Below are 24,070 nucleotides of genomic sequence, written 5' to 3'. Positions count from 1 at the left end.
ATAACAATGAAAAAGTGGATTGGATGGATTATACTTGCAGTATTAGTATTAATAGTAATTTTTTCGTACAACGGTTTAGTAGGCGTAAGAGCCGATGCTAAAACAGCATGGGCAGATGTAGAGAGTAGCTACCAACGCAGAAACGACCTTATTGGTAATTTAGTAAATACCGTTAAGGGAGCTGCCGATTTTGAGCGTGGTACACTTACCGATGTTATAGAGGCACGAGCAAAAGCTACTTCGGTTAATATTGATCCTACCAATATTACACCAGAGCAATTAGCACAATTCCAGCAGGCGCAAGGTAATGTATCAAGTGCATTATCTAGGCTTTTGGTAACGGTAGAGCGTTATCCTGACCTTAAAGCGAACCAAAACTTTTTGGCATTACAGTCGCAATTGGAAGGAACGGAAAACAGAATTAATGTAGCGCGTGACCGTTATAACGAAGCAGTAAACAAATACGATAAAAAGAAACATAGTTTTCCAAATGTGTTGTTTGCCAACATATTAGGTTTTGAAGACATGGCGCGCTTTAAAGCTGACGAAGGTGCAGAGAAAGCACCAGAAGTGCAATTTGATTTCAACTAAGATATGAAAGCAAAAAAAGAATTTTTAACTCCCGATCAAGAAAAAGAGATAGTAGCTGCTATTGCTACTGCCGAAAAAAACACATCGGGAGAGATAAGGGTACATATTGAAAATCATACAGAAAAACCTCCCCTCGAAAGAGCTCAGGAGGTTTTTCAGCTTTTAGAAATGCATAAAACCGCTGCCCGTAATGGCGTGCTCTTTTATTTAGGGGTAACCGATAAAACATTTGCCATTGTTGGCGATGAGGGTATTGATAAAGTGGTAGAAGATGATTTTTGGAACAGCACTAAAGATGCCGTTATTGCACAATTTAAAAATGGCAATTTTAAAGAGGGGCTTGTAGATGGGATATTAAAAGCAGGAGAACGCCTCAAAAAATATTTTCCGTACCAAGATGATGATGAGAATGAGCTTTCTAATGAAATTTCTAAGAGCTAAATGAAAAAAGTTAAAAATATACAAGGTTATTTATTACTGCTAATACTGCTTGTTTCCTTTTCGGTAGTAGGGCAAACGGTAAAAATTCCTGAAAAACCATCCAAACAAACTAGTTATTACGATTTTGGAACTAACATTTTAACCGAAAGTGAAAGCAAAAGTATTGAGCAAAAACTTATTCGTTATGCCGATACAACATCTACCCAAATAGTTGTAGTTGCTGTACCTACAACGGGAAATGAAGCTACTTGGAAATATGCTTTTGATATTGCCGATACTTGGGGTATAGGGCAAGAAGGCAAAGATAATGGTATACTTTTGTTAATAGCATTTAATGATAGGGAGATGTTTATAGCAACAGGCGATGGTACACAGCACCTTTTAACCGATGCAACATCTAAACTTATTATTGAAAATGATATTAAGCCCGAATTTAAAGCAGGTAATTATTACGCTGGTATAGATAAGGGTACTACGGCTATTATGCAGGTAATGCAGGGCGAATATAAAGCTGATGCCAAAAAAGGCAACGGTTTCCCCGTAGGTGCCGTAATCTTTTTTATTATTCTGATTATATTTATAATATCATCCATTTCACGACGTGGCGGCGGAGGTCGTGGCGGTAGGGGTGGTGGTTTTGGCAACACACTAACCGATATACTAATACTAAGTAGTCTTGGGCGTAGCGGAGGCTTCGGCGGTGGCAGTTCAGGAGGTGGTTTTGGCGGTGGCGGTTTCGGAGGAGGCTTCGGCGGCGGCGGCTTTAGTGGCGGTGGTGCAGGCGGAAGCTGGTAAACAAATAATAAAAATAACAACACAAAAAGCAGTTACTAATCAGGTAACTGCTTTTGTGTTTTACAATATTATCCGTTCTTGTTTTTTATATTTCGTTTATACTTTAAAACCACCAAAACCTGTTGGCATTATCTTCTGTTTTTTTAGCTCCAAACTTTTGGATTTTATACGTAAGCGAAAACATTACGTAACGTTTTAATACAATATTTTCTTGGTCGAAAACCGAAGTTGCCGTAATCGTTCTGGAGGTACCTAAGTTTTGGTTAAGCACATCGTACACCTTTACTTTAAAAAGTAATTTATCGTTTAAAAAGTTGTAGCCAATACTGGTATTCCACAAGTAAAAATCGTTCCTAAACCCACTACCTAAATTGGAGTTGTAGTTGTACCCAAAATCGTTACCAAAAACAAAATGCTTTGGCCAGTAGGATGTGGTACGTAAACTAAGCTCGTGGGTTGTATTGCTTGCCGAGTTTATGGTGTAGTTGGTGTAGTTGGTTTGGTTGTACCTAAAGTTATATGAGGGGTTTACGGTAAGGATGTCGCCATACTCCCAAGTAAAATTTACGCGTGGCGAAATACTAATATCGTTCGCCTTAAAAAGCTCCCCATTAGTAAACCCTTTATTTAAACTTAAGTTACCATTAATACCAATGTTAAAGCGCAATTTATACCCTTCTCTTTTTACAGATTTACTCCAGTACCCTCCAAACCATGTTTGGTACGTACCCGATACGTTGGTAAATGTAGTTGTTCGTTTTGCACTACTACTAATATCTGTTCTGCTCACTACTTGGCTGTTTCTTATAGTACCGCCTCCGTAAGCGTTAAATCCAGAGTGCGTGGTATAATCAAAATTCCTGAAACTGAGGTAAAAACGATGCCCTTTATTAGGCTCTAAGTTGGGGTTACCTGTTTGGGTACTTAATGCATTGCTTACATCCTCTATGGGGAGTACTTGGCTTGCTTGCGGAAAATTAACATCGTAGTTGTATGATATGTAGGTGGATTTTGATTTTGAAAACCTGTAATTAAAGTTCGCACGCAATTCGGGTAATAAATAATCGTTGTTTACCGTATAATCTACCCCCCTGTAACTACCATCGTTTCTGAATCGGGTATTTGCTGTACCTCCTGAAACGGAAAGCGAGTATTTTTTTCGACGTATTCGTATCCCCAGCGTAGGTGTAAGGGTGTGGGTATTGGATGCTAGGTAATTGGTTAACGAGTCGTTACGGCTTGTGTAGCCATCTGTTACCGCATCAAAGTTAAAACCATCACGGTCTTCTACATTTCGCCTTATATCATATTCTAAACCTGCTATTAATGTAATCGAGTCAGTAATAGGCTCGGCATATTCCAATCCAGCCTCATAACTGTCACTTGTTTGCCTGTTAAATTGCACTTGGTCCCGATTATCAGAGGTTACGGTAGGTACTGCATCACTATTATCGTAAAAAAGGGTTTGTGTTTTATTAAATGCAGCTCCATCGTCAATCCTGTTGTTGTTTTGTAAATAAACATTAAAGTACCGCCCTTTTTTACTGAACTTTTTATTATAGTCCAAAGAACCGCCAAAGGTTTTATTTTCGTTTTTGTTAAAAGTGGTTCCTTCGCTTTCGTTCAGTAATAAATTATCCTGATTACGTGTTGTTTGTTGCGATGTATTGTAGTTTTTACTATTGGCAACTACCAATTCGGGGTCGAAAAAAATAGTTGAGGTAGAATCAATTTTAAACTCAAACTCAGTATTAAAATTGTTGGAGTATTGGTCTGTTCTTGTTTTAGATGTCGATTCTGTTACCAAACTGTTTTCGGTGGTTGCACCATCTTCGTTACCTGTAAGGTAGGTAATTAGTGTTGTTCGGTTTTCATTTTCGGTATCGGCAGCCGTATAAAAATAACTCATATTAGAGTCTAGGTTCTCCATCCATATATCAGCATAATTAATACCTAATATTTTAGATTTTGTAATACCATTACCGCCACCAAAGCGCATGCCGTTTATACCAAAACCGCCACTACTTGTGGTATACACCGACGTGTTACGACCACCGCCCATACTATCGAATATTTCGTTCATGGTAAACCCTGGGGAGTTAATGTTGTTGGCAGATGCCAATAGGCTTATTTTTCGGTCGCCTTTAAAGTAGTTTACAAGGGCGCTGCTCTCGTACCTGTCGTCTGTACCATAACCGCCCATAAACTTACCAAAAAAGCCTTTGTTTTTATCTTCTTCAATAGTTAGGTTAATGCTTGCGTTATCGCCACTTGCAGCTTCGCCTGTTAGCTCCTCTTTTTTGGTTTTGGTATCGGTTACCTGTACTTTATCTATAATGTCGGCAGGTAGGTTTTGCAGTGCAATTTGTCCGTTTTCGTCAAAAAATGGCTTCCCGTTTACCAACACTTGGTTTACTTCCTTCCCGTTTACGGTTATTTTTCCATCGGAATCTACCTCTACACCAGGTAATTGTTTTATTAGTGCTTGTACGTTGGAGTCGGGGCGTACTTTAAATGATGATGCATTAAACTCTAACGTGTCCGATTTTACCCTAATAGGAGGGACTTCGCCTTCTATTACTACCTCATTTAGTTCTGTAGATTTATCGGACATTTGGATGGTGCCAAAATCTCTATCTTCTGTAATTTTATCTAGGCGTTCTTTATAATCGGCAAAACCTATAAAGGACACTTTTAAATCGATAGGTTCTTCTTTGGCTCTCAATTGTATTTCCCAATTACCATTGTTATCAGATATGGTATAGTTAATTACAGTACTATCTTTAACGGAAGTGAGGTAAACGGTAGCCGATTCGATGGGTAAATTATCAGGATCGTTTACTGTGCCTTTAAGGGTTACGTTCTGGCTAAAACATAATGTAGTGCACAATAGTAATAGCAGCGTAATGCTTTTCTGCATGAGGTTTGTATTTAATAATTGGTAGGTCAATATTTTTAAACCGCTAAATACGTGTTTTAGTATGCCAAAAACAAATTAATAATTGTAGTCCAGGCTACATTTACAATTAATTACATATAGTATTTATTGTTTACTATTGGGGAATAAAAAACCCGAAGCACTGCTTCGGGTTATGTTTTATTTTTGGCGGAAGTAAATATCTATAGGCACGCCTGACAGGTTAAATATATCGCGCATTTTATTTTCTAGGTAACGTTTGTAAGGCTCTTTTACGTACTGTGGCAGATTACAGAAGAATACAAACTGCGGTGTTGGAGTAGGCAACTGCATACAGAACTTTATTTTTACGTATTTACCCTTTAAGGCTGGTGGCGGATTATGCTCTATAATGGGTAGCATAATATCGTTTAGCTTGGAGGTGGCAATACGTTGCTTTCTGTTTTCGAAAACTTCAACAGCAGTTTCAAGGGCTTTTAGTAAACGTTGTTTGGTTAATGCCGATACGAATAGGATGGGTACATCGTCAAACGGCTGTAGCTCTTCTCTAATTTTACACTCGTAGTCGCGGGTAGTCATATTATCTTTCTCAACTAAATCCCACTTATTAACTAGTATTACAACACCTTTACGGTTTTTTTCGGCGAGCCAAAATATACTTTGGTCTTGCCCCTCAAACCCACGTGTAGCATCAATTACCAAAATACAAATATCGCTATGCTCTATGGCTCTTACCGAGCGCATTACAGAGTAAAACTCTAAATCTTCCTTTACTTTGGCTTTACGGCGTATACCAGCGGTATCTACCAACTTAAACTCAAAACCAAAACGGTTGTAGGTAGTATCTATAGCATCGCGGGTAGTACCTGCAATATCGGTAACTACAAAACGCTCTTCGCCTATAAGAGCATTTATAAATGATGATTTACCTGCGTTTGGGCGTCCTACTACAGCAAATCGGGGTAATTCTTCGTTATCTTCAGGTTCTTGTGCGTTGGGTAGTAGCTCTACTAAAGCATCTAACAAATCGCCAGTACCCGAACCGTTCATTCCTGCAAAGGTGTAAAATTCGCCTAGTCCGAGATTGTAAAACTCTACAGCATCTTTTTCACGCTGTCCGTTATCTACCTTATTTACAGCCAGCAGTATAGGCTTGGTAACTTTACGGAGTAGCTTAGCAACTTCTTCGTCCATGGGCGTAATGCCTTCCTCTACATCTACTACAAATACAATAACATCGGCTTCGTCTATAGCAAGCTCCACTTGTCGGCGTATTTCGCCTTCAAAAATATCATCCGATCCTTTTATATATCCGCCTGTATCAATTACCGAAAATTCTTTGCCATTCCATTCGCTCTTGCCGTAGTTCCTGTCGCGCGTTACGCCACTAACAGAATCGACAATAGCTTCCCTGCGCTGTATGAGGCGGTTAAAAAAAGTAGATTTACCTACATTTGGGCGTCCTACTATGGCTACTATATTGTTCATTACAGAATTTTAATTTTTTGCAAAAGTAAGCATTATAAGCGATTGGGCATAAGGCATTAGCCAATAGTTTATTGTAAAGCTGTTTTTACCATTTACTTTTGGTTATACCCAAAGCGTTTTAGTTGGTAACTGTTGCTCCTCCAGTTTTTATTTACCTTTACAAACATTTCGATGTGTATTTGCTTGCCAAAGAATTTTTCTAAATCCTCGCGGGCTTGTATGCCTACTTTTTTAATAGCTGCTCCTTTATGCCCTATAATAATCCCTTTTTGGGTGTCGCGCTCTACCATAATTAAGGCTCTAATACGAATAATATTTTCATCTTCAATAAATTCCTCAGTTTCTATCTCTACGGCGTACGGAATTTCTTTTTCGTAATTAAGGAGTATTTTTTCGCGTATGGTTTCGTTTACAAAAAAGCGTTCGGGCTTATCGGTAAGTGCATCTTTAGGGTAGAAGGGAGGCGACTCGGGTAACAATTCTATAATTCGGTTGAATACTTCGGTTACATTAAAGTTTTCGAGTGCCGATATGGGGTATAACTCTGCATTGGGTACCTTTTCTTTCCAAAGTTGTACCTGTTCTTCCAGCTGTTCTTGGCTCGATTTATCTATTTTATTTAAGAGTAATAGTACGGGTATTTTGGCATGTATTATTTTATTGAAGAAGGCATCATCTTTTAATGCTGTTTCGCCAATTTCTACCATGTAAATAAGAATATCGGCATCTTCAAAAGCCGATTTTACAAAATCCATCATGCTAGACTGCAACTCGTAGGCAGGTTTTATAATACCGGGTGTATCAGATAATATTACCTGAAAATCGTCGCCATTTACAATACCCAATATACGGTGGCGTGTGGTTTGTGCCTTACTGGTAATTATGGATAGGCGTTCGCCTACAAATGCATTCATTAACGTAGATTTACCTACGTTTGGATTTCCTATTATATTTACAAAGCCCGCTTTGTGTGTCATACTATACTTCTTTTAATCTGCAAAGATAAGTCTTTAAATATCATAATTGTAAAATACGAGTGGTATTGGTGTACTAAAATTGTATTTGTACCCAACAGGCTTACAGTTGGTTAAGGTTTTTACCTTTTAACTTTTTGTATATATGGTGTTTTGGGCTGCCTACAATTTGAGAGGAGTATATACCTGTATGCCCTGAAAACAGATAGGCAACCGTACACGCAACGCCTATGTATAAGCTGCTTTCTGCGCCAAATAACTCAATACCCATAAGGGTACAGGCTATTGGGGTGTTGGTTGCTCCCGAAAATACGGCAACAAACCCCATACCTGCTAACAAGGCTATGGGTAATGGTACAAACAAAAACAGTGCGTTACCTAACGTAGCACCAATAAAAAATAACGGGGTTACTTCGCCGCCTTTAAAGCCTGCGCCAAGTGTAAAAGCGGTTAGCAGTAGTTTTATTAAAAAATCGTACTGTGGTAAATCGTGGTTAAAAGCATCTACAATAGTAGGAATACCCAAACCAATATATTTTGTTGTACCTAGTAGCCATACTACCAAAGCAATACAGATACCACCTATAAGTGGACGTAACGGTGGATAGCTAATTGTTTTTTTAAACAAACTCCCAAACGAATGGGTTGTTTTGGAGAATAAAAGCGCAACCAAACCAAATAGTATTCCTGCTGCAATGGTGTAGCACAGGTTAATAATATCCATTTCGGGCACTATGGGTATGGTATAGTGCGTGTGTGCTACATTCCATAAATCGCATACATAGTTGGCGATTACGGCTACCAAAAAGCTAGGTAAAATAGCTTCGTACCGCACGCGCCCTACCACTAATACCTCTAACGCAAATATTGCCCCTGCTAAGGGTGTACCAAAAACGGCTGCAAAACCAGCACTTATCCCCATAATGAGGATAATTTTTCGGTCGGTATTTTTTAATTTAAACAGCTTAGTAAATTGGTCGGCTATTGCGCCGCCCATTTGTACAGCTGTACCCTCTCTGCCTGCCGAGCCTCCGAAAAAGTGGGTTATTAGCGTACCCGATAATACCAAAGGAGCCATTTTTAGCGGTATTATTTGTTTGGGACTATGGAATTCTTCTAGCAATTGATTATTACCTTTTACTACCGATGTACCCCAGTAGTGGTACATTAAACCTATTATAAGCCCGCCAATGGGGAGTAGTGCTATAATCCATACATGATTTTCGCGCCAATTGGTAGCCCAATTTAGCGACGTGAGAAAAAAAGCAGTTACCGACCCGATGAGTGCGCCAATTAGTAAGGCTAATAAAAGCCATTTAAGTAGATACGAGAAATAATTTACTTGCGGAATGTTTGCAATGTTTGGTGCAAAGTTTCTTTTTGTCATTTTGCCTTAGTTAAATACATCTATTATGGCATAAGCCATTAAACAGACGTCATTAGCTTTTGGTTATAAAAAGCAGTTCGAGGCAGACATCATTGCCATTGGTAACAGCAAAATTACTATTTTATACTGTTTTATACGTATAGATATTTCTTTTTTTACGAAAAAAGACTCTAATAGTATAGTGGAAATTTACCGTGTATAGCGTTGTTGTGTAATTGGCTATACTAAACTATTAGTTTTTTGTAGCGGTATTTCCCATAAAAATATTCTCTCATTTGCAGTACGCTGTGGGTAGATTTATCTATCCAAAACTCACTGGATTGCTTTTTAGAGTAAACAACTTTTACAACCCAGCAATCAAGAGGTTTATTATTAAAAGTTAACTTTTCGCTTCTGTCTACTACAAAATCATAATATTTTGGTGGTATTCTAGAGCCTGGATGATAAAAGTTAATAGCAAATGTTTTGCCTTTTGCTAAAGGCAGTGTTGAGAGTGTTTCTAAATCCAACTCCCAATTAAAAGAGTTTTTCAAATCTAAAACCTCAACGGGTTTGGCAGTATGCTTATTACTATCGGGATTAGAATGCATTTGGTTACCGTTGTATACAAAGTGTTTTTTAGTAATAACAGTTATACCATCTTTTATATCCTCATGGTATACTTCTTCACTTATGGGTTCTAGTTTGTTGGTAAACGCAATGGTGTACTTGTAAAATTTAGTTTTATTGTTCTGATACCTGTTCCAAACGAGTGTGTTTTTATTTGAGGTAGCATTTTTATCAATTATTCGTTCCCACAATTCAAAATTATATTTAGGTTCGTTTAAAGAGTCTTGTATGTAAACAACATAGGTGTTGTTACCGCTTTTAAGCTGATCCAATCGTAGCGTGTTACTTTTTGTATTAACACTATCAACAACTTGTGCTTGCATGTATTGCAAACATATAATGTACGTAATTAGTAGTAGTGTTTTTTTCATGGTTGTATGGTTTTAATCTGTATTTTTTAAAAAGTTGAGTACAGCATTGTTAAATTGCTGTGGTTGGTCGAGCAAAGTCCAGTGCTTACTATTAGGTATTATTATTAATTCTGAGTTTGGTATGAGCTTATGTGCTTCTTCTAATTCTTCTGGAACAGCAATATTATCATAACGTCCTGTAATAAGCAACAAACGGTGTTTTATATTGGGTAAGTATGCCCAGCGATTTAAATTTTTGTTAAACTCCCATAGTTTATTACTTATATATTTACTGGGTTTGTTGTTTAAGTATTTAATAGGGTTATACGGTCGTGAAAAAATAACTTTAAGCGCCATACCAACCGATATTTTTCGCTCTACTGATTTATAGGCATTATTGGTATATTTTTTCCATTGCATAATTGTTTCTCTGTCGTACAACGAATCCTTTTCAGTTATCCACTCCAAAGCCTGTTTCCAATATACAGTATCTTTTTTTTGAGCAATAAATTCTTGGGCTAAATTTTTTAGATACAAAGGTCTGTAGTATTTGTACCTTTCAGGTGAAAAATCGGTAGTAATAGGAGGGTTAAAGGCTATACCTGCTTTTATAAAAGATGTTTCGTCTGGGAATTTAGCCAAACAATCCAAAACATCTTGTCCGCCATTACTATGTCCGAACAGATATATAGCTGCATTATATTTTTTGTGTAATGTTTTAGCTATTGTAATAATATCTTTTGTTACCTGAGTAGGGTTTATTTTTAGCGTATCAATCTTTTTTAGGCTTCTATTTAACCCCCTTTGGTCAAAATAGGCTATAGCTACTTCTTTTTCAAGTGTATTTTTCCAAAATGGATAATCGGAACGACCAAAATCAATTCCGCGTTCGGCACCTCCACCCTGAATGAACAATAAAATTTTCTTGGCTTCTAAATTTCCTCGTACAAAAACGGGTAGATTTTTAGTTTCAGGTTCTGCATAAAAAAAATCTTTTACATTTTGAGCTTGAGGTTCGGTAAATGGGTACAGTGTTAGTATCAAAGTAAGTATTAAAAGGAGTGCTGCTTGTGAGTGTTTCATTACTTTTATGTTTTTTGCAAAACAACAATGATTTTTCTACTGAAGGCTTATTTTTTCTAGCTTTTTTGCTGAATGTGCTTGAATATTAACCCGAATTGGTCAGCCATTTTTTAAATGTAGGTGCAGTATACTTAGATACTATTAAAGAGGTATTGTAATTGACTTTTTGATTTAATATTACTTCTAGTTTTTGGAATTCTAATTTCCTAAATTCTTTAATGGCTTTTTTCTGTACTATTGCTTGCCTGTTTAACCTAAAAAAATAGTTACTATCTACTATTTCAAGTAATGCTGTTAGTGTATAATCCGTATGGTATTTTTCACCATTTAATGTTTGTAACCAAACAATTCCATTATTTATGTAAAAAATACTTACCTCTTCTATGTCAATAATAGCAGTGCCTTTTCCTTTATGGGCTTTTATTCTTATTATATTCTCATCTACTGTAGTATTACTGCCTGTTTTTGGAATAGGTTTATTATAATATCGCTGAAAAAACAACAACCCTCCAAAGGTTAGTACTACAATTGTTATGGGTAAATCAAATTCAAAAAAAGTAGTTTCTTTTTTTAACGAAGTAATATCATAGTATAACTTGTAAAATAATACATCTGTTACAATAACGTATAGCGTTATTAATACAGAAATACCGAGTAGTAAGGTTATCAATTTTTTAGCTGAACTAATATCCCATTGCTTAAAGCTCCATTGCAGTATTTTGTTATAAATATAATAGCCACTAAGCATTGTTAGCCAAAGGTGTAAAAGATTTACTACGTTATCTCTTCGCCAATTCGATATCGAGAAAACTTCAATATCAATCAAGCTGTGCAGAAAAATGGCTAGAAAGATGGTTATAATAAATTCGAGTCCTAGTTTTTTTAACATCAAAACAATAGCAAATTATTATTTTCAGATCAATAATAGTCTAAGATAAGGCAATAAAAGAAAAACTCCCAGAATTAATAGTAATTCTAGGAGTTTTTTTAGTAGCGGGAACAGGACTCGAACCTGTGACCTTCGGGTTATGAGCCCGACGAGCTACCTACTGCTCTATCCCGCGATGTTTCGAGTGCAAATATACAACCATTATTTACAACCACAAGCAATTTTACAATAAAATATATGGTATTCAGTATAAGAGTATACTATGCTTATACTAAGAAATGGTTAACCCATTGTTTTACAATACCTCAAAGGCATTCTTCTCAAAACAGAATAATATCACACTTTACAGTGCTCACATTTCAAAATTATCTTGTATGTTTTTTCTATTAACATTTAAATATCTTTTCGGCATAGTATTTCAATTAAAATAAATGTTTTTTACTTTAGCTATAATATAAATATAAATAAAAGGTATTCATTAATACCTTCTTATATTTGTTTATCCTAAAGTAATAACACTTACATTTATTAATCTAACCACTTATTAATTATGACCAATCCAGTATTAACTTTGACTAGACAAGAAATTATTACAGCAATTCATCAATGGAAAAACGTTAGCACAGATGCAACAACAGTTGTTAATTATTTCAGACAAGGCAACAGCTTCTCATACAGTATACCCAAATATGCACAGGCATCTGTTAATATTCATATTTATCCTGCAATACATCATGATATGTTAGTTTTTTTAATTATTCCTGCCGACTATGATAAGGTGGCACATGATCTGGATTTTCAGGATTTTACTTATATTTCTTACCCCATGTGGAATGTTGGTAATGGTACTTTACCAGACCGAGAAGCTGTTGAAAGAATTAAGAGATGGAATGACCATTATGAACAATGGATACCACAACAAATTAATACTGTAGATGGTATTTTTAGAGCTTTCCGAATTGGTAGAGACGATTTTCAGGTTAAAGATACAGAGATAAATATGGCGCTCAGAAAAGATCCTATAGATCCATTAGCTCATTTTATTGCCGATTTAATTGTAACTAATAAAGAAGAAACAAGGGTTTTTTATGAGGATCTTGCAGAACCAGTACCTCCATTTTCGGCTTCAGCAGCACTTTCAAGTTTTTATCTATTAACGCTATAAAAGCAATAAACTCAATGGAGTTTTTCGAGGTTATAGGTTATTTGCCTAAGTTATCACCTATATTCCTTATGATAGGTGTAACTCTTGGTGTAGTTTATTATAAAAGATTGGATAAACTACACAAAGGATTACTTATCTATCTTTTTTTGATGTTCATTTCAGATATAATGAGTAGGTTTTTAAAGTTTAGCTTAGGCAATAACCTTATAATGTTTATCCTTTACAGTCTTTTCGAACTACTCGCTATAGCTTACATTTATTATCGGTGTATGTTTAATAAAAAACATACACCGATGTTAATTATTACCGTATTAGGCGTTATATATATTGTTTGGGAGTTATTGATGCATACTATATCGGGTATCGATGCTAAGTCTTATCAGCCCTATTCTAAGGTGGTAGATAATTTTATTATCATACTATTATCGCTTACATTTTTGTACGAAAAAATGAGCGTTTATAAAGAGTCAAGATGGGATAATTTTAAATTAAATATAGCAATATTATTTTTTTTTACTCTAAGTATGGTAATATTTTTACCTGTTAATTTTTTATTGAATGAAAGCACAGGTATAAAGTTTTATTTTTGGCTGGGGAATATAATTCTATTACTATTATTTTATGGTTTTTTAATTGTTGAAATATGGAAAAATGGCAGGATCCGAAAGTAATAGCGTTATGGATTGCAATTGCACTCGTACTTGTGTTTACTATACTAATATTCGTAATAAAAATAATGCACGCAGGTTACAAGCGCATGACGGAAGCCAACCTCCGTGAAGCCAGATTACAATTAGAATACCAAAAAAAACTGCTTGAAACCAACCTGAAAGCACAAGAAAAAGAGCGCATGCGCATAGCGTCTGATTTGCACGATAGCCTTATAGGTAAACTAACAGTAATACGGCTAAAAAGCCAAACAGGCGTACCAATTACCGCTATAGATGAAATGCTGGGCGAGGGTATTGCCGAAGCCAGAAGAATATCGCACGATCTTACCCCGCCATTGTTAGAGCATACCGCGCTGCAAGACCTTGTTGCAGAACTTATTAATCCTTGGAAAGAGAATCTTAAAATTGATTATTTTAGCGATATCAGAACAGAGGATGCATTACCACCGAACACCAAAATACAAATGGTACGTATAGTGCAGGAACTTATTACTAATATTAATAAACATGCCAACGCTACAGCGGTAAAAGTACATTTGCGTTACACACCCAATTGCATAGCACTTTTAGTTAAGGATAATGGGGCTGGTTTTGACACTACTATACTAACAAAAGGGTTGGGACTAAGCAGCCTAGAGCTACGAATGCAATATTTAAATGCGAAGTACACCGTAAACTCTACTATAGGGGTTGGTACTACAACAGTACTGGTAGCACCAGTGCCACAAACCACTACTACTAATGGATAGAATTATATTAGGAATTACAGACGACGATGCCTTGATAGTTAGTTTATTAGAATCGTTTTTTAAAAACGAAACGGATATAGAGGTTTTGTTTACGGCCAATAGCGGACATGAATTATTAAATAAACTTGCTGCTGAACCTAACGAACCTGAAATATTACTGCTCGATTTAAAAATGGAGGGCATGGATGGTATAGCGGTTACCGAGCATCTTAAAGTAAACCATCCTAACATAAAAATAATAGTAGTATCGTCGCATTACCAAAAATCGTTTATGGGCTTTATGGTAAAAACAGGTGTAGCAGCCTTTTTACCAAAAGGAATATCTCCATTAGAGTTAGTTGCAGTAATACGCGCGGTGCATAAACAAGGGTATTACTTTAAGGAAGAGCAACTCGAAACGCTCAGGGAGCAAATAGCGGTAAAAACACCAAAACCAGTGTTAAACGATGATGCAGGATTATCTGAAAGAGAAATAGATGTATTGCGCCTTATTTGCCAACAAAAAACAGCCAAAGAAATAGGCGAGCTACTATTTATTGCGCAGCGCACTGCCGAAGGGCATAAAAACAATCTATTTGTTAAAACAGGAGCAAAAAATATAGCAGGCTTAGTAATTTATGCCATACAACAAGGAATAATAAAAGCCGAAGAACTTCCTCTTATTTAGTCTGTTACGGCTTTTACCATCTTTTTTACACTTCTGTAAAACTACCTGTTGTATTAAAACAGGTAATTTCTACCTGTGGTACACTTTATTATTTCCCCAAATTTGTATCAGAATAAGAGCAACAAATACATCATTACTGACAAATTAATCCTGAAAAAGAAGCCTGGCGGGAATGTAATTCGCCTTTATAGCCACCCGAACGTTATTAATTTTGAATTACTAATAGGGACCCGCCTACTTCTTTACAAAAACAGGAAAAAATATAAAAGTTTTTTGCCCCCCGGCGAATCCGACCAATTATTAATTGCTAGACGTATTTTATTCAAATTTTTTTTTAGATGTGTAGAAGCAGCGAGCCTTAGGGCTCGCTGTTTTGATTTCATCTATACTTAGATGTTAGCAATTGCATTTATTCTAAAAGTTAATTTATTGCTATGCCAGAATATTTATAAACCAAATCTTCGTATTAATTACCTATATTTTAAAACTGAAATTTATACCCAAAGTCTGGGGAAAAGTCCATCTGGTTCACTTGGTTAATAAGCCTATTATGCTCCCTTACAAAAACATTTTCTTTACCTCATGTTACCTCTATTTGGCTAAAACAAACAGCGTTTAGCATGAAAAATGCAATTAAAATAACGTGTTTCATTTTATTGATGTTTGATTGCGACAAAATTATACACGCTTTTACGGCATTTACTTGACGAAAGTCAATAAATAGATTTCAAGAAAATTTTAATACAAGTTGTATGTATATAAAAAGAGCAGGCAATTGGCGCCTGCTCTTTTGTATAAAATATATTATTTTCTTATCGGTTATCGCCGTCTAGCAGATTACCTAAACCACCCAATATACTGCCTTCGCCTTTTTGATTCCCGCCACCTTGTGGGGCAGACGATAGTACTCTGCCTGCAAGCCTGCTAAAGGGTAACGATTGTATGTATACTACACCCGGACCACGCAATGAAGCATAAAATAATCCCTCGCCACCAAATAGTGTGTTTTTTATGCCACCTACAAACTCTACATCATAATCTACATCTTTAGTAAAGCCTACAATACAACCCGTATCCACTTTAAGTACTTCGCCTACTGCTAGTTCTTTGCGTGCTAGCGTACCGCCTGCGTGTACAAAAGCCATACCGTCGCCCTCTAATTTTTGCATAATAAAGCCTTCGCCACCAAACAGCCCACGACCTAATTTTCTGGAAAACTCAATGCCTACTGTTACACCTTTGGCAGCGCATAAAAAGGCATCTTTTTGGCAAATAAAACGCCCGCCATATTCGGTAAGGTCTATAGGTATTATTTTGCCAGGATAGGGCGAGGCAAAGCTCACTTTACGTTTACCATGAAACTGGTTTAAAAACACCGTCATAAAAAGGCTTTCTCCTGTAAGCAATCGTTTACCTGCCGAGAATAATTTGCCCATAACGCCTTGGTTTTGGTTGGAGCCATCGCCAAAAATTGTTTCCATTTTTATGCCTGTATCCATCATCATAAAGCTACCTGCTTCGGCTACTACAGCCTCTTGTGGGTCGAGCTCTATTTCTACGTATTGCATTTCTTCGCCAAATATTTCGTAATCTATTTCGTGTGATGTCATAGTATATAATTTTGATTGTTGTGATTATTAATTAGACTATTAACCATTATTTTTGTTACAACACTAAAATAAATACATTTTACGAAAAGAAAAATTGGTTTTACGCTATTGTTCTTATTTGTAGCTAACTTTTTGTTTGCTCAGCAAATAACTGAGAAGGGTTTGATTGGTTCTTCGAGGTAAATAAAAATCTTTAACTCCAAACCAGTATACATGAATCTTGCAAAAGATTCCATACGTATTTCCGACGAAATAAAGGCAGGACAAAGTTAGGATGACTTGTTTATGATGGAAGCTGATTTTGGAGAGAAAAGAGGATTAAGAAAATTTATAGAGTAACACAACATTAAGTACATACAACAAAAATATGGCTAGGGTATCCCACGCCATAATGGTTCGTTTTTGTTGAAATGGGAATATTAGCCCTGTAAGTGCAACTCCTGTCATTATGAGCACCATAAATACTGAAATTTGGTTGCTATCAGAGGCATCTTTTAATAATAACCCTTTGGTGTACATAATATCATCTAAGAATAATATAAATATATTAAAGATGTTGCTCCCCAATAGGTTACCCATAGCCATATCGGCAGCGCCAATGCGTACTGCAGCGATAGAAACTGCTATTTCGGGCAATGATGTGGAAACTGCTAAAAATAGGGTACCTACAAACGATTCGCCTAAGCCTGTTTCGGCAGCAATATTTTCGGCAAAGTAGGGTAGTGCTATAGCGGTAACAATAATGATAACAGCATACATTGCATAACGTAGCCCTACTTTTTTTAGGGTTATACCTTCCAACGTTATACTTTCAGCTTCTGCAACTACTGCGGGATTGGATTTTTGATAATAATAAATAGACCGCATGGAGAGTATGTACAATACAGCAAAGCCTATACTGGTTAAACCTATTGTTGGCATAAATACCATGCTGCTGTCCATAAACAAACCTAAACCCGTTAATGCTAACAATATTATACTAAATGCTGCTGCCAGTATGTGGCTTTGCGACATTTGCGAGAACAACGGTTTATTTTTACTCATATAAAACTCCATAAGCGAGAGTATACCCAAATTAAAGGCACAACTACCTAGTATGCCACCCACGGCAAAATCGGCTGATTGTAGTATGGCTACAGAGCTTACGCCAACCATTAATTCGGGTAACGAGGTAACGGTAGACATTAAAATAAGCCCTATTAAAGCTTTGCCCATACCCGTCATATCTGCCAATAAATCGCCGTAGTGAGAAAGTTTTTTACCTGCAAAAAATATTATTATGGCGCAACACGTAAAGCCTAAAACGGTTAAAAGCATTGGTTGAATATTGGTTAATTATTTTAGCTATTACAGCTAAACAGTAAATTTATGTAAAACTAAAGTAATCTTAAAAAAAGGATACAGTTTGTATTACTTACTCTTTTTTAGATTCTTCTTCGCCTGCTACATCATCAAAGCTAATGGAGTTATCCAAATTTTTATCAAAGGCTTTTATAAAACCGTTACGCAAAACATTTACAATTAAGGTCCACGTAAAAGGCTCACCTTCCTTTAAATTTCCTTTTAAGGGTACTTTGGTAGCTAGTCGGTCTTTGCTTTTATTTTTAACTACCGCAACAGTTCCCCCCACAATAAGTTCCCATACCTTTTTAAAAAAGCCACGTTCTTTTTCTCTCTCAGTATCTGGTGTAAGGTCAATAATCCTAATATCATCCATAACAGGTTTTAGGTAACCATCGTATTTACCATTGTTCATAGCTAGTTCCGATGTTATGGCTAGTGTACCTTTTTTAAAGGTAAACTTAGCATAGGCATCGGTAAAATCTTTTAAGTAGGTAAGATTCATTTGTTCCAACTTAAAGTTGAAATCAAAATCAGGCACTTCCTTTAACAAATTTATCTTTGCGCTGCTATCTATGCGCCCGTTACCGCTTGTAATTGCGGTAAGGGTAATGTCTGATGGTAACGGATCGTCTTTACGTAATACATTGGTTAAATTTGTAGCTACGGCGTTTACATTGGTTGCAGCAATATCTATATTGGGGCTAGCACCATAATCAATATAGTGTACCTCGCCATTAGTTATTTCAAACCTATTTATGGTTACAGGAGATAAATCTTTTATGGTTTGTATAAAATCGTTATCGCCACCAGTATCTACGGCATCGCCTCGTTTAATAAAGTTGAGTACAGGGTGCTCTACATAAAATTCGCCAGTAATAGCCCCTTTAAACAACGATTTCCATTGTATCGAGATATCAATAGCATCGGCAGCCACAAATGGCTCTGTGCCATCTTTTTCGATCTTTTTTATTTCTAACGAATCTATACGGTATGCACCACGATACAGGTGAATATCAATATCTTTTACACTTCCTTTATACCCCTCAATATTAGCGAGTGCTTTGTTTACATAGTGTAAGGCAACAGGTTCTAGGGCAAAATTTGCGATTATTAGTAGTACTATTATCGACCCGAGTGTAATCCATAGCTTTTTAAATTTCTTCATACCATTTGTATTACTTTAGTATTCGAAAAAAGGAGTATAAAACTCCTTTTTTAACGTATCTGCTGTGCTTTGTTTTACAGGAAACCATTTTCATCAGGCATTGTACCTGTATTGGTAATGTTACGTCCATTCCGTACGGGCGATTTTACTTTGCTCGCTAAATGAGCTTCATGGTCTTCCTCTGGATTAGGATCTTCAATTTCTTCCTGTTTCGGAAATGTTGCCAATTCCTTTGGGTTTAACGGAGCAGCTGCATCGTACGGTATTTCCTCTTTCGTTTCAGAATTGCCTACAGTAGCGTTTTGATGCTCTTTGTTGTGCTCTTTCATTTTCTTTTCATTATTAATGCTCATAATGGTACTGTTTTTATGGTTAGTATTATTTGTAATTTTTGGCTTATCGCTATTGATAGTAGGAAGCCAATGTATTTAATTAGTATAAAATTACTAATATCTGTTGGTAATAGTAGGAGGTTTAACGCATGATTAACAGCTGTATTAACTATATTAATTGTTAGGCTCTGTTTTTTGTTGTACTTTTAATCTTACGTAAATACTAAGTAAAACTATACTATGAAAAATTTGATGTTGCCGTTTCTAATCCTATTATTATCTTGCTCTGGTACTGGAAAATATGTGAAAATTATTGGCGAGCTAGATAAAGATGAAATTTCGGGTATAGAGTATGTAAATGGAAGCAAATGGCTTTGGGCAATTGAGGATAGCGGTAATAAGGCTAAAATACATGGCTTAGCAGAAAACGGAGAAACAAAACATACTGTTAATATTAAAAAAGCGGATAATGTAGATTGGGAAGATATAACATCTGATAAAGAGGGGAATTTATATATTGGTGATTTTGGGAATAATAAGAACGATAGGGAGGACTTAGTGATATATAGAGTTGACAGGGATGATTTGAAAGATGATGAAGCTAAGGTAGCTTACGAAGTATCGTTTTACTACCCTGAGCAGGAAAAATTTCCACCTAAAAAATCGAAGCGTTTTTACGATGTAGAATCTTTTTTTGAGTTAAACGGAAACTTTTATTTGTTTACTAAAAACAGAAGTGCCCGTTTTGATGGTCGTTTTAATGTTTACAGTGTACCTAATAAAAAAGGAAAGCATAAAGCGAGGTTGTTAGCTACACTAAACAGTTGCGATGTATACCGAAAATGTGCTTTAACGGGAGCTGATATTAGCCCCGATGGTAAAACGGCTGTATTACTATCTGGCGATAAAATATGGCTTATAGAGGGCTTTGCCGAAAAAGGCTTTACGCAGGATATGATGAAAGAGTACAAACTAGAGCATTACTCCCAAAAGGAGGGTATTTGCTTTAAAGATGATAACACACTCCTTATGGTAGACGAAAAGCCCAAAAATAATAGTGCTTTTTTATATCAGGTTAAAATATCCGACTTAAAGTCCAAGCTGTAAGCCTACTGCAAAACGACCTCCATCGGCACCCTGAAAGTAAAACACTCGTGCCGTAACACTGTCTACACCATTTAACCACAAACCTCCACCAACACTTTGGTGCCATTTGTTGGACGATTGTTCGTCTATCCAAACACGACCATAATCAAAACCACCAAAAATACCGTAACTAATAGGTACAAAGCTGCTTTTACCTCTTTTTAGCGTAAAGCGTAAATCGGAGCTGTGGTAAAACGATTTTTTACCTGTAAAACGCTCACGGCGGTAGCCTCTAAGGTCGTTATCGCCCCCTACGGTTGCTGCTTGGTATATTTCGAAGTTATTATTGGTAAGTAATTTTCCTTTTACACTCGATTCAAAAACAAGCCTTTTATCAGGTGTTATTTTGTGTACAAAATCTACAAACCCTTCTATTGTACCAAAGTTGCGATTTAGATCATCAAAACTAGTAGTCCAGTTTAATAATAATGCGAATTTCATCCCCATAGATGGCAATGCAGGCAAGTCGTAATTTTCGTATTTGTATTCGGCATTCATACTACCGTACTGGCGGTGTTCAAAAAGACGCTCGGGTACAACACCATCCATATCAATAAATCGGTTGCCAGAATTTTCTATTTCAATAGATTCAAAGGCGGGTTGGAAGGTTATAGTACTACCATTCCTGTTTCGTTTAAATAAAGAGGGTGCTACTCTAAAAGTTTGTAGCTTAACCCTATTAAAGTCCATTCCCCTATCATCGTCGTTGTTTTCTGTTTCGTTACCATAACCAAAGTAGTTAATGCTAAAGGTTGGGCTGGTATAACGTAAATCTACAGCAAAATCCCATCGGCTGGCTATATTAATAAATTCACTCCGTGAGGATGCGGCAACACCCGATGTTGCAAAAAAGTATTCTGCCTTAACGCTGTGTTTTTGCGAGTAGGGTTTTCGGTTAAAGTTGTTTACTATGTAGTTAAAGAGTACGCCTAGTTTAACGCCATCGTCTGGGTTGTACCCAGCAGAAGGTAATGTTGAGGTGGAGTTATAATGAGGGCGGTGCATATCGTAACTGTTCGTTTCGTAATCGTCCGTTAGTATAAGCCTCGTTCGTTTATCAATGTTAAACGTATTTTTCTTACTCTTAAAATCGTACACATTAATTTTTCTACCATTCTCTATGGTATACTCATCGTGGTTTTGTCCGCCAAGTATTCTTATTTTTATAGGTTTTTCGGGCTTTCCTTTTATCTCAAAAATATCATCATCATCCAATCCAAATATCCATATTTCTTTGGTAGTTTTTCTGTTGTATGTACGTTCACTTATAAATGTTTCTTTGTCTTTTTTAAGGCTGTAGGTTTCAATCTTTGTTACTCCTTTTGGCAATCGGGTTATTACAAACTTTTCTTTATCGTCTGTACCTGTAAGTATTACTGTTTTTAATAATACCTTATAATATTCAGTAGCATATTTTTTTAAATCGGTTCTTCGCTGCCTTAGGTTGGCTTTTATTGTTTCTGCGGTTTCGTCCTGTATCTCTTTTGGGAGTTTGCTAAATGCATTCTCTATAGCCTCGTCAGTTAATGCTTCTTGTAAAAAGGCAGCTTCTTCTAGCCATACCTTTATATCTGAGTTGCTTGTTAATGCTAAATCTAACGGATAAGGCTCACGGTTAAACCATTTTACGTCCTGAATAGTTTTTGTATAACTCTGCATGTGGCGCAACGCTGGAATTTTCATGATTAATGATAGTAGTGCACCATCGTACATAGAGAAGGCTTGGTCGCGGTCGCGCGGAATGGGCTTGTATAGTACGGAGTCTTTTTCTTCAAATTTTGCCCAGCGCCATTGGTCGTCGTGCCTGTCCCAATCGCCTATTAGCATATCAAATAATCGTGCCCTAATATAGGCGCGTTCGTCCATTTTGTATTTGGCATCTTTTCGTAAATCTTCCAGCATATCATCAGTACCCTCAATATCGTCGGGTTTACCAAAACTAGCTAAATCGTAATGTTCCTTACCAGGATGTTCTTCTATCATATACAATTCGCCGCCATACTCGTTGTTATATTTACCTAAGGCATCGTGCTTGGGTACAAAATAGAGTTTTGGGTTGGTGTGGTATATGCCTACGCTTTCGGCTAAATCGCCTAATATAAACGGAGTGTAGGGGTGCGCTGTAGTATAAAAATCCAATAAGAAACTTTCGGCAAATGTATTGTCAAAGTTATCGCCCATGTATTTTGTTTTAAAGGCCACTGTTTGCAAAAATTGTGTAGCACTTTTTTTAACCCCACGCATTACATATTCTTTACCATTTTTATCTGCCAAACGTAATGATTTTGACTGATGCCCTCCACCTGATTTAACAGGCGTCATTCCGCCAAATAACGTATCTATGGTTAATGTTTTTACAGTGAGTAGCTCGCTGTAATAGGAACGATAATGTTTACCAAAGAAAAATTTGTAAATGCCCCCTTTATCTGTCATTTCAGGGCTGTAAATAGCAGCCTCTATGGTTTGAGGAAACTCATCCTGATAGTCCTCGATTTCTATGTCTGGGCGTAAATCAATATTAGTTTCGTACAGTTGTTCTTCGCCTTGGCTACCGGTAGCAAAGTATTTTATGTTGGCTTTACCATCTTCAAACAAATCGAGTATAGCATACCCTGTTCCACCGTACGAAAAATCGTTGGGGTATATGGCTCGTGCTGCCTCTATTTTAGAGCCTGAGCCACTAATAATTTGATGAATGTCGTTATACCCAATATACTGTAAATTATGGTCGTGCCCCGATACTACAATAACATTATTTTTACTGCGAATAAGTGTTTTAATGCGCATCGTTAATTTGTTGTACAGCTTGCTCTGCCTATCCTGTTGGCTGTAGCCCGATGTTCTTCGTATGGTGTTTATAATACTACCTATAACGGGTAGTGGTACTTTGGCTTCTGTTGGATATAGGTGTTTGTGTAGCGAGAATTGCCCACCATGTGTACCATTAGTCATTAAAGGGTGGTGTATGGCAATTACAATTATTTTGTTTTGGTTGTCGTTAAGCAAGTCCTCTAGCTCAATAAACATGGCTTCGCGGGTTTTTATATCGCAATCGTCATTAATAGTAGGGTAGTCGTCCCAATCTTCAATATACCATTGGCTGTCTATGGTAACTAGGGTTACATTATCGTTAATCTCATAATCATCAATACCGCAACCTTTGCCTGGCAGGAACGATTTGTTATCGTCTAGCTTTTTCTCAATATAATCGTTTTGCTCGTCCAGCCCATCCAAACCCGAGTACCAATCGTGGTTACCAGGTATAAAAAATGTTTTACCCTCAAACACTTTAGCAAGTGCTATTTGTTGATCCAATCCTTTTTTGGCAGCTTCACGTTTTTTCTTTTTTCGTTTGGGGGGCATGCCTAGCGGATAAATGTTATCGCCAAGATACAGTAGCGATGTGTTTTTGTCTTCTTTTTTCAGTTTATCGGTAACCACATTTAATAGGGCTTGCGAGTTTTTGCTGGTGGCATAACCTGCATCGCCTATTAGATAAATACGGTGGTTTAGCTCAGCATCAATAACAACATCATTTCCACTTTTTTTATCGACTACGTCTTTGCCATATTGTGGGTGATTTGTAGCGCACGATAGGAGTAAAAAACTAGTAAGGAAAACAATAATGTACTTATTTAATCCGATACTATTATAAACCGAAAAGAATTTCATAATTTGGTATGATTAATTTTTTGCA

Annotated in this window: 19 protein-coding genes, 1 tRNA gene and 1 riboswitch; of the genes, 7 read left to right on the top strand and 13 right to left on the bottom strand. The window is 36.6% G+C overall.

Translation table 11 applies throughout. The features are described from left to right. Positions 1–6: 6 nt before the first annotated feature. The 3 genes from K1I41_RS01020 to K1I41_RS01010 are packed head-to-tail and all read left to right on the top strand — an operon-like array spanning position 7 to position 1,827. Positions 7–591 (top strand): LemA family protein, encoded by a 585-nt coding sequence (locus K1I41_RS01020; protein ID WP_220640835.1) that lies wholly within the window; start codon positions 7–9, stop codon positions 589–591. Positions 592–594: 3 nt separating this feature from the next. Beyond that, positions 595–1,032, top strand: coding sequence for a TPM domain-containing protein (locus tag K1I41_RS01015; RefSeq protein ID WP_220640834.1), 438 nt, complete (start codon positions 595–597; stop codon positions 1,030–1,032). Next, the gene (locus tag K1I41_RS01010) at positions 1,033–1,827 is read left to right on the top strand and encodes a TPM domain-containing protein (protein ID WP_220640833.1); all 795 of its coding nucleotides are present in this window, start codon (positions 1,033–1,035) and stop codon (positions 1,825–1,827) included. It begins immediately after the preceding gene. Between the two features lie 103 nt (positions 1,828–1,930). On the opposite strand, the gene K1I41_RS01005 is transcribed toward K1I41_RS01010, so the two are convergent. The 8 genes from K1I41_RS01005 to K1I41_RS00970 all read right to left on the bottom strand — a co-directional run bounded on the left by K1I41_RS01005 (position 1,931) and on the right by K1I41_RS00970 (position 11,699). Beyond that, a complete protein-coding gene (locus K1I41_RS01005; protein WP_220640832.1) occupies positions 1,931–4,747 on the bottom strand; it encodes an outer membrane beta-barrel protein in 2,817 nt (938 codons plus the stop codon). A 177-nt stretch (positions 4,748–4,924) separates the two neighbouring features. Further along, on the bottom strand, positions 4,925–6,232 hold the full coding sequence (gene der / locus K1I41_RS01000; RefSeq protein WP_220640831.1) for a ribosome biogenesis GTPase Der: 1,308 nt from the start codon (positions 6,230–6,232) through the stop codon (positions 4,925–4,927). Positions 6,233–6,324: 92 nt separating this feature from the next. Next, positions 6,325–7,209, bottom strand: a complete 885-nt coding sequence (era, locus tag K1I41_RS00995) for a GTPase Era (protein ID WP_220640830.1) — start codon at positions 7,207–7,209, stop codon at positions 6,325–6,327. A 100-nt stretch (positions 7,210–7,309) separates the two neighbouring features. Further along, positions 7,310–8,593: a voltage-gated chloride channel family protein gene (locus K1I41_RS00990; RefSeq protein ID WP_220640829.1), complete on the bottom strand. Its 1,284-nt coding sequence runs from the start codon at positions 8,591–8,593 to the stop codon at positions 7,310–7,312. 36 nt (positions 8,594–8,629) lie between these two features. Further along, positions 8,630–8,699, bottom strand: a riboswitch (Fluoride riboswitch). Positions 8,700–8,817: 118 nt separating this feature from the next. Beyond that, complete coding sequence (locus K1I41_RS00985) at positions 8,818–9,573, bottom strand: DUF3108 domain-containing protein (RefSeq protein ID WP_220640828.1); 756 nt, start codon at positions 9,571–9,573, stop codon at positions 8,818–8,820. Between the two features lie 12 nt (positions 9,574–9,585). After that, positions 9,586–10,635 carry an alpha/beta hydrolase gene (locus tag K1I41_RS00980; RefSeq protein WP_220640827.1) on the bottom strand — a complete coding sequence of 350 codons (1,050 nt, stop codon included), beginning with the start codon at positions 10,633–10,635 and terminating at the stop codon, positions 9,586–9,588. Positions 10,636–10,720: 85 nt separating this feature from the next. After that, complete coding sequence (locus K1I41_RS00975; RefSeq protein WP_220640826.1) at positions 10,721–11,524, bottom strand: LytTR family DNA-binding domain-containing protein; 804 nt, start codon at positions 11,522–11,524, stop codon at positions 10,721–10,723. Positions 11,525–11,626: 102 nt separating this feature from the next. Further along, positions 11,627–11,699 (bottom strand) — tRNA-Met (locus K1I41_RS00970). 375 nt (positions 11,700–12,074) lie between these two features. Here K1I41_RS00970 and K1I41_RS00965 point away from each other — a divergent pair. The 3 genes from K1I41_RS00965 (at position 12,075) to K1I41_RS00955 (ending at position 14,776) form a co-directional block, all read left to right on the top strand. Next, positions 12,075–12,689: a hypothetical protein gene (locus K1I41_RS00965; protein WP_220640825.1), complete on the top strand. Its 615-nt coding sequence runs from the start codon at positions 12,075–12,077 to the stop codon at positions 12,687–12,689. Between the two features lie 643 nt (positions 12,690–13,332). Continuing rightward, the gene (locus K1I41_RS00960) at positions 13,333–14,109 is read left to right on the top strand and encodes a sensor histidine kinase (protein WP_220640824.1); all 777 of its coding nucleotides are present in this window, start codon (positions 13,333–13,335) and stop codon (positions 14,107–14,109) included. After that, positions 14,102–14,776, top strand: coding sequence for a response regulator transcription factor (locus tag K1I41_RS00955; RefSeq protein WP_220640823.1), 675 nt, complete (start codon positions 14,102–14,104; stop codon positions 14,774–14,776). The genes K1I41_RS00960 and K1I41_RS00955 overlap by 8 nt, the downstream gene beginning before the upstream one ends. Positions 14,777–15,588: 812 nt before the next feature. Here K1I41_RS00955 and K1I41_RS00950 read toward each other — a convergent pair. The 4 genes from K1I41_RS00950 to K1I41_RS00935 all read right to left on the bottom strand — a co-directional run bounded on the left by K1I41_RS00950 (position 15,589) and on the right by K1I41_RS00935 (position 19,248). Further along, entirely contained in the window at positions 15,589–16,386 is a 798-nt protein-coding gene (locus K1I41_RS00950; protein ID WP_220640822.1) for a TIGR00266 family protein, read from the bottom strand. Between the two features lie 318 nt (positions 16,387–16,704). Next, positions 16,705–17,703, bottom strand: a complete 999-nt coding sequence (locus K1I41_RS00945) for a sodium:calcium antiporter (protein ID WP_220640821.1) — start codon at positions 17,701–17,703, stop codon at positions 16,705–16,707. Positions 17,704–17,800: 97 nt separating this feature from the next. Next, positions 17,801–18,895: a DUF748 domain-containing protein gene (locus K1I41_RS00940; protein ID WP_220640820.1), complete on the bottom strand. Its 1,095-nt coding sequence runs from the start codon at positions 18,893–18,895 to the stop codon at positions 17,801–17,803. A gap of 74 nt (positions 18,896–18,969) precedes the next feature. Beyond that, a complete protein-coding gene (locus K1I41_RS00935) occupies positions 18,970–19,248 on the bottom strand; it encodes a hypothetical protein (protein ID WP_220640819.1) in 279 nt (92 codons plus the stop codon). Positions 19,249–19,467: 219 nt separating this feature from the next. On the opposite strand from K1I41_RS00935, the gene K1I41_RS00930 reads away from it, so the two are divergent. Beyond that, positions 19,468–20,334 (top strand): hypothetical protein, encoded by an 867-nt coding sequence (locus K1I41_RS00930; protein ID WP_220640818.1) that lies wholly within the window; start codon positions 19,468–19,470, stop codon positions 20,332–20,334. On the opposite strand, the gene K1I41_RS00925 is transcribed toward K1I41_RS00930, so the two are convergent. Then, positions 20,317–24,045 (bottom strand): metallophosphoesterase, encoded by a 3,729-nt coding sequence (locus tag K1I41_RS00925; protein ID WP_220640817.1) that lies wholly within the window; start codon positions 24,043–24,045, stop codon positions 20,317–20,319. The two genes, K1I41_RS00930 and K1I41_RS00925, sit on opposite strands and share 18 nt — an antisense overlap. Positions 24,046–24,070 lie beyond the last annotated feature (25 nt).

The sequence above is a fragment of the Flavobacterium litorale genome (genome assembly GCF_019613795.1).
Classification (GTDB): Bacteria; Bacteroidota; Bacteroidia; order Flavobacteriales; family Flavobacteriaceae; genus Flavobacterium; species Flavobacterium litorale.
This window is presented reverse-complemented; position numbering and strand designations above follow the sequence as displayed.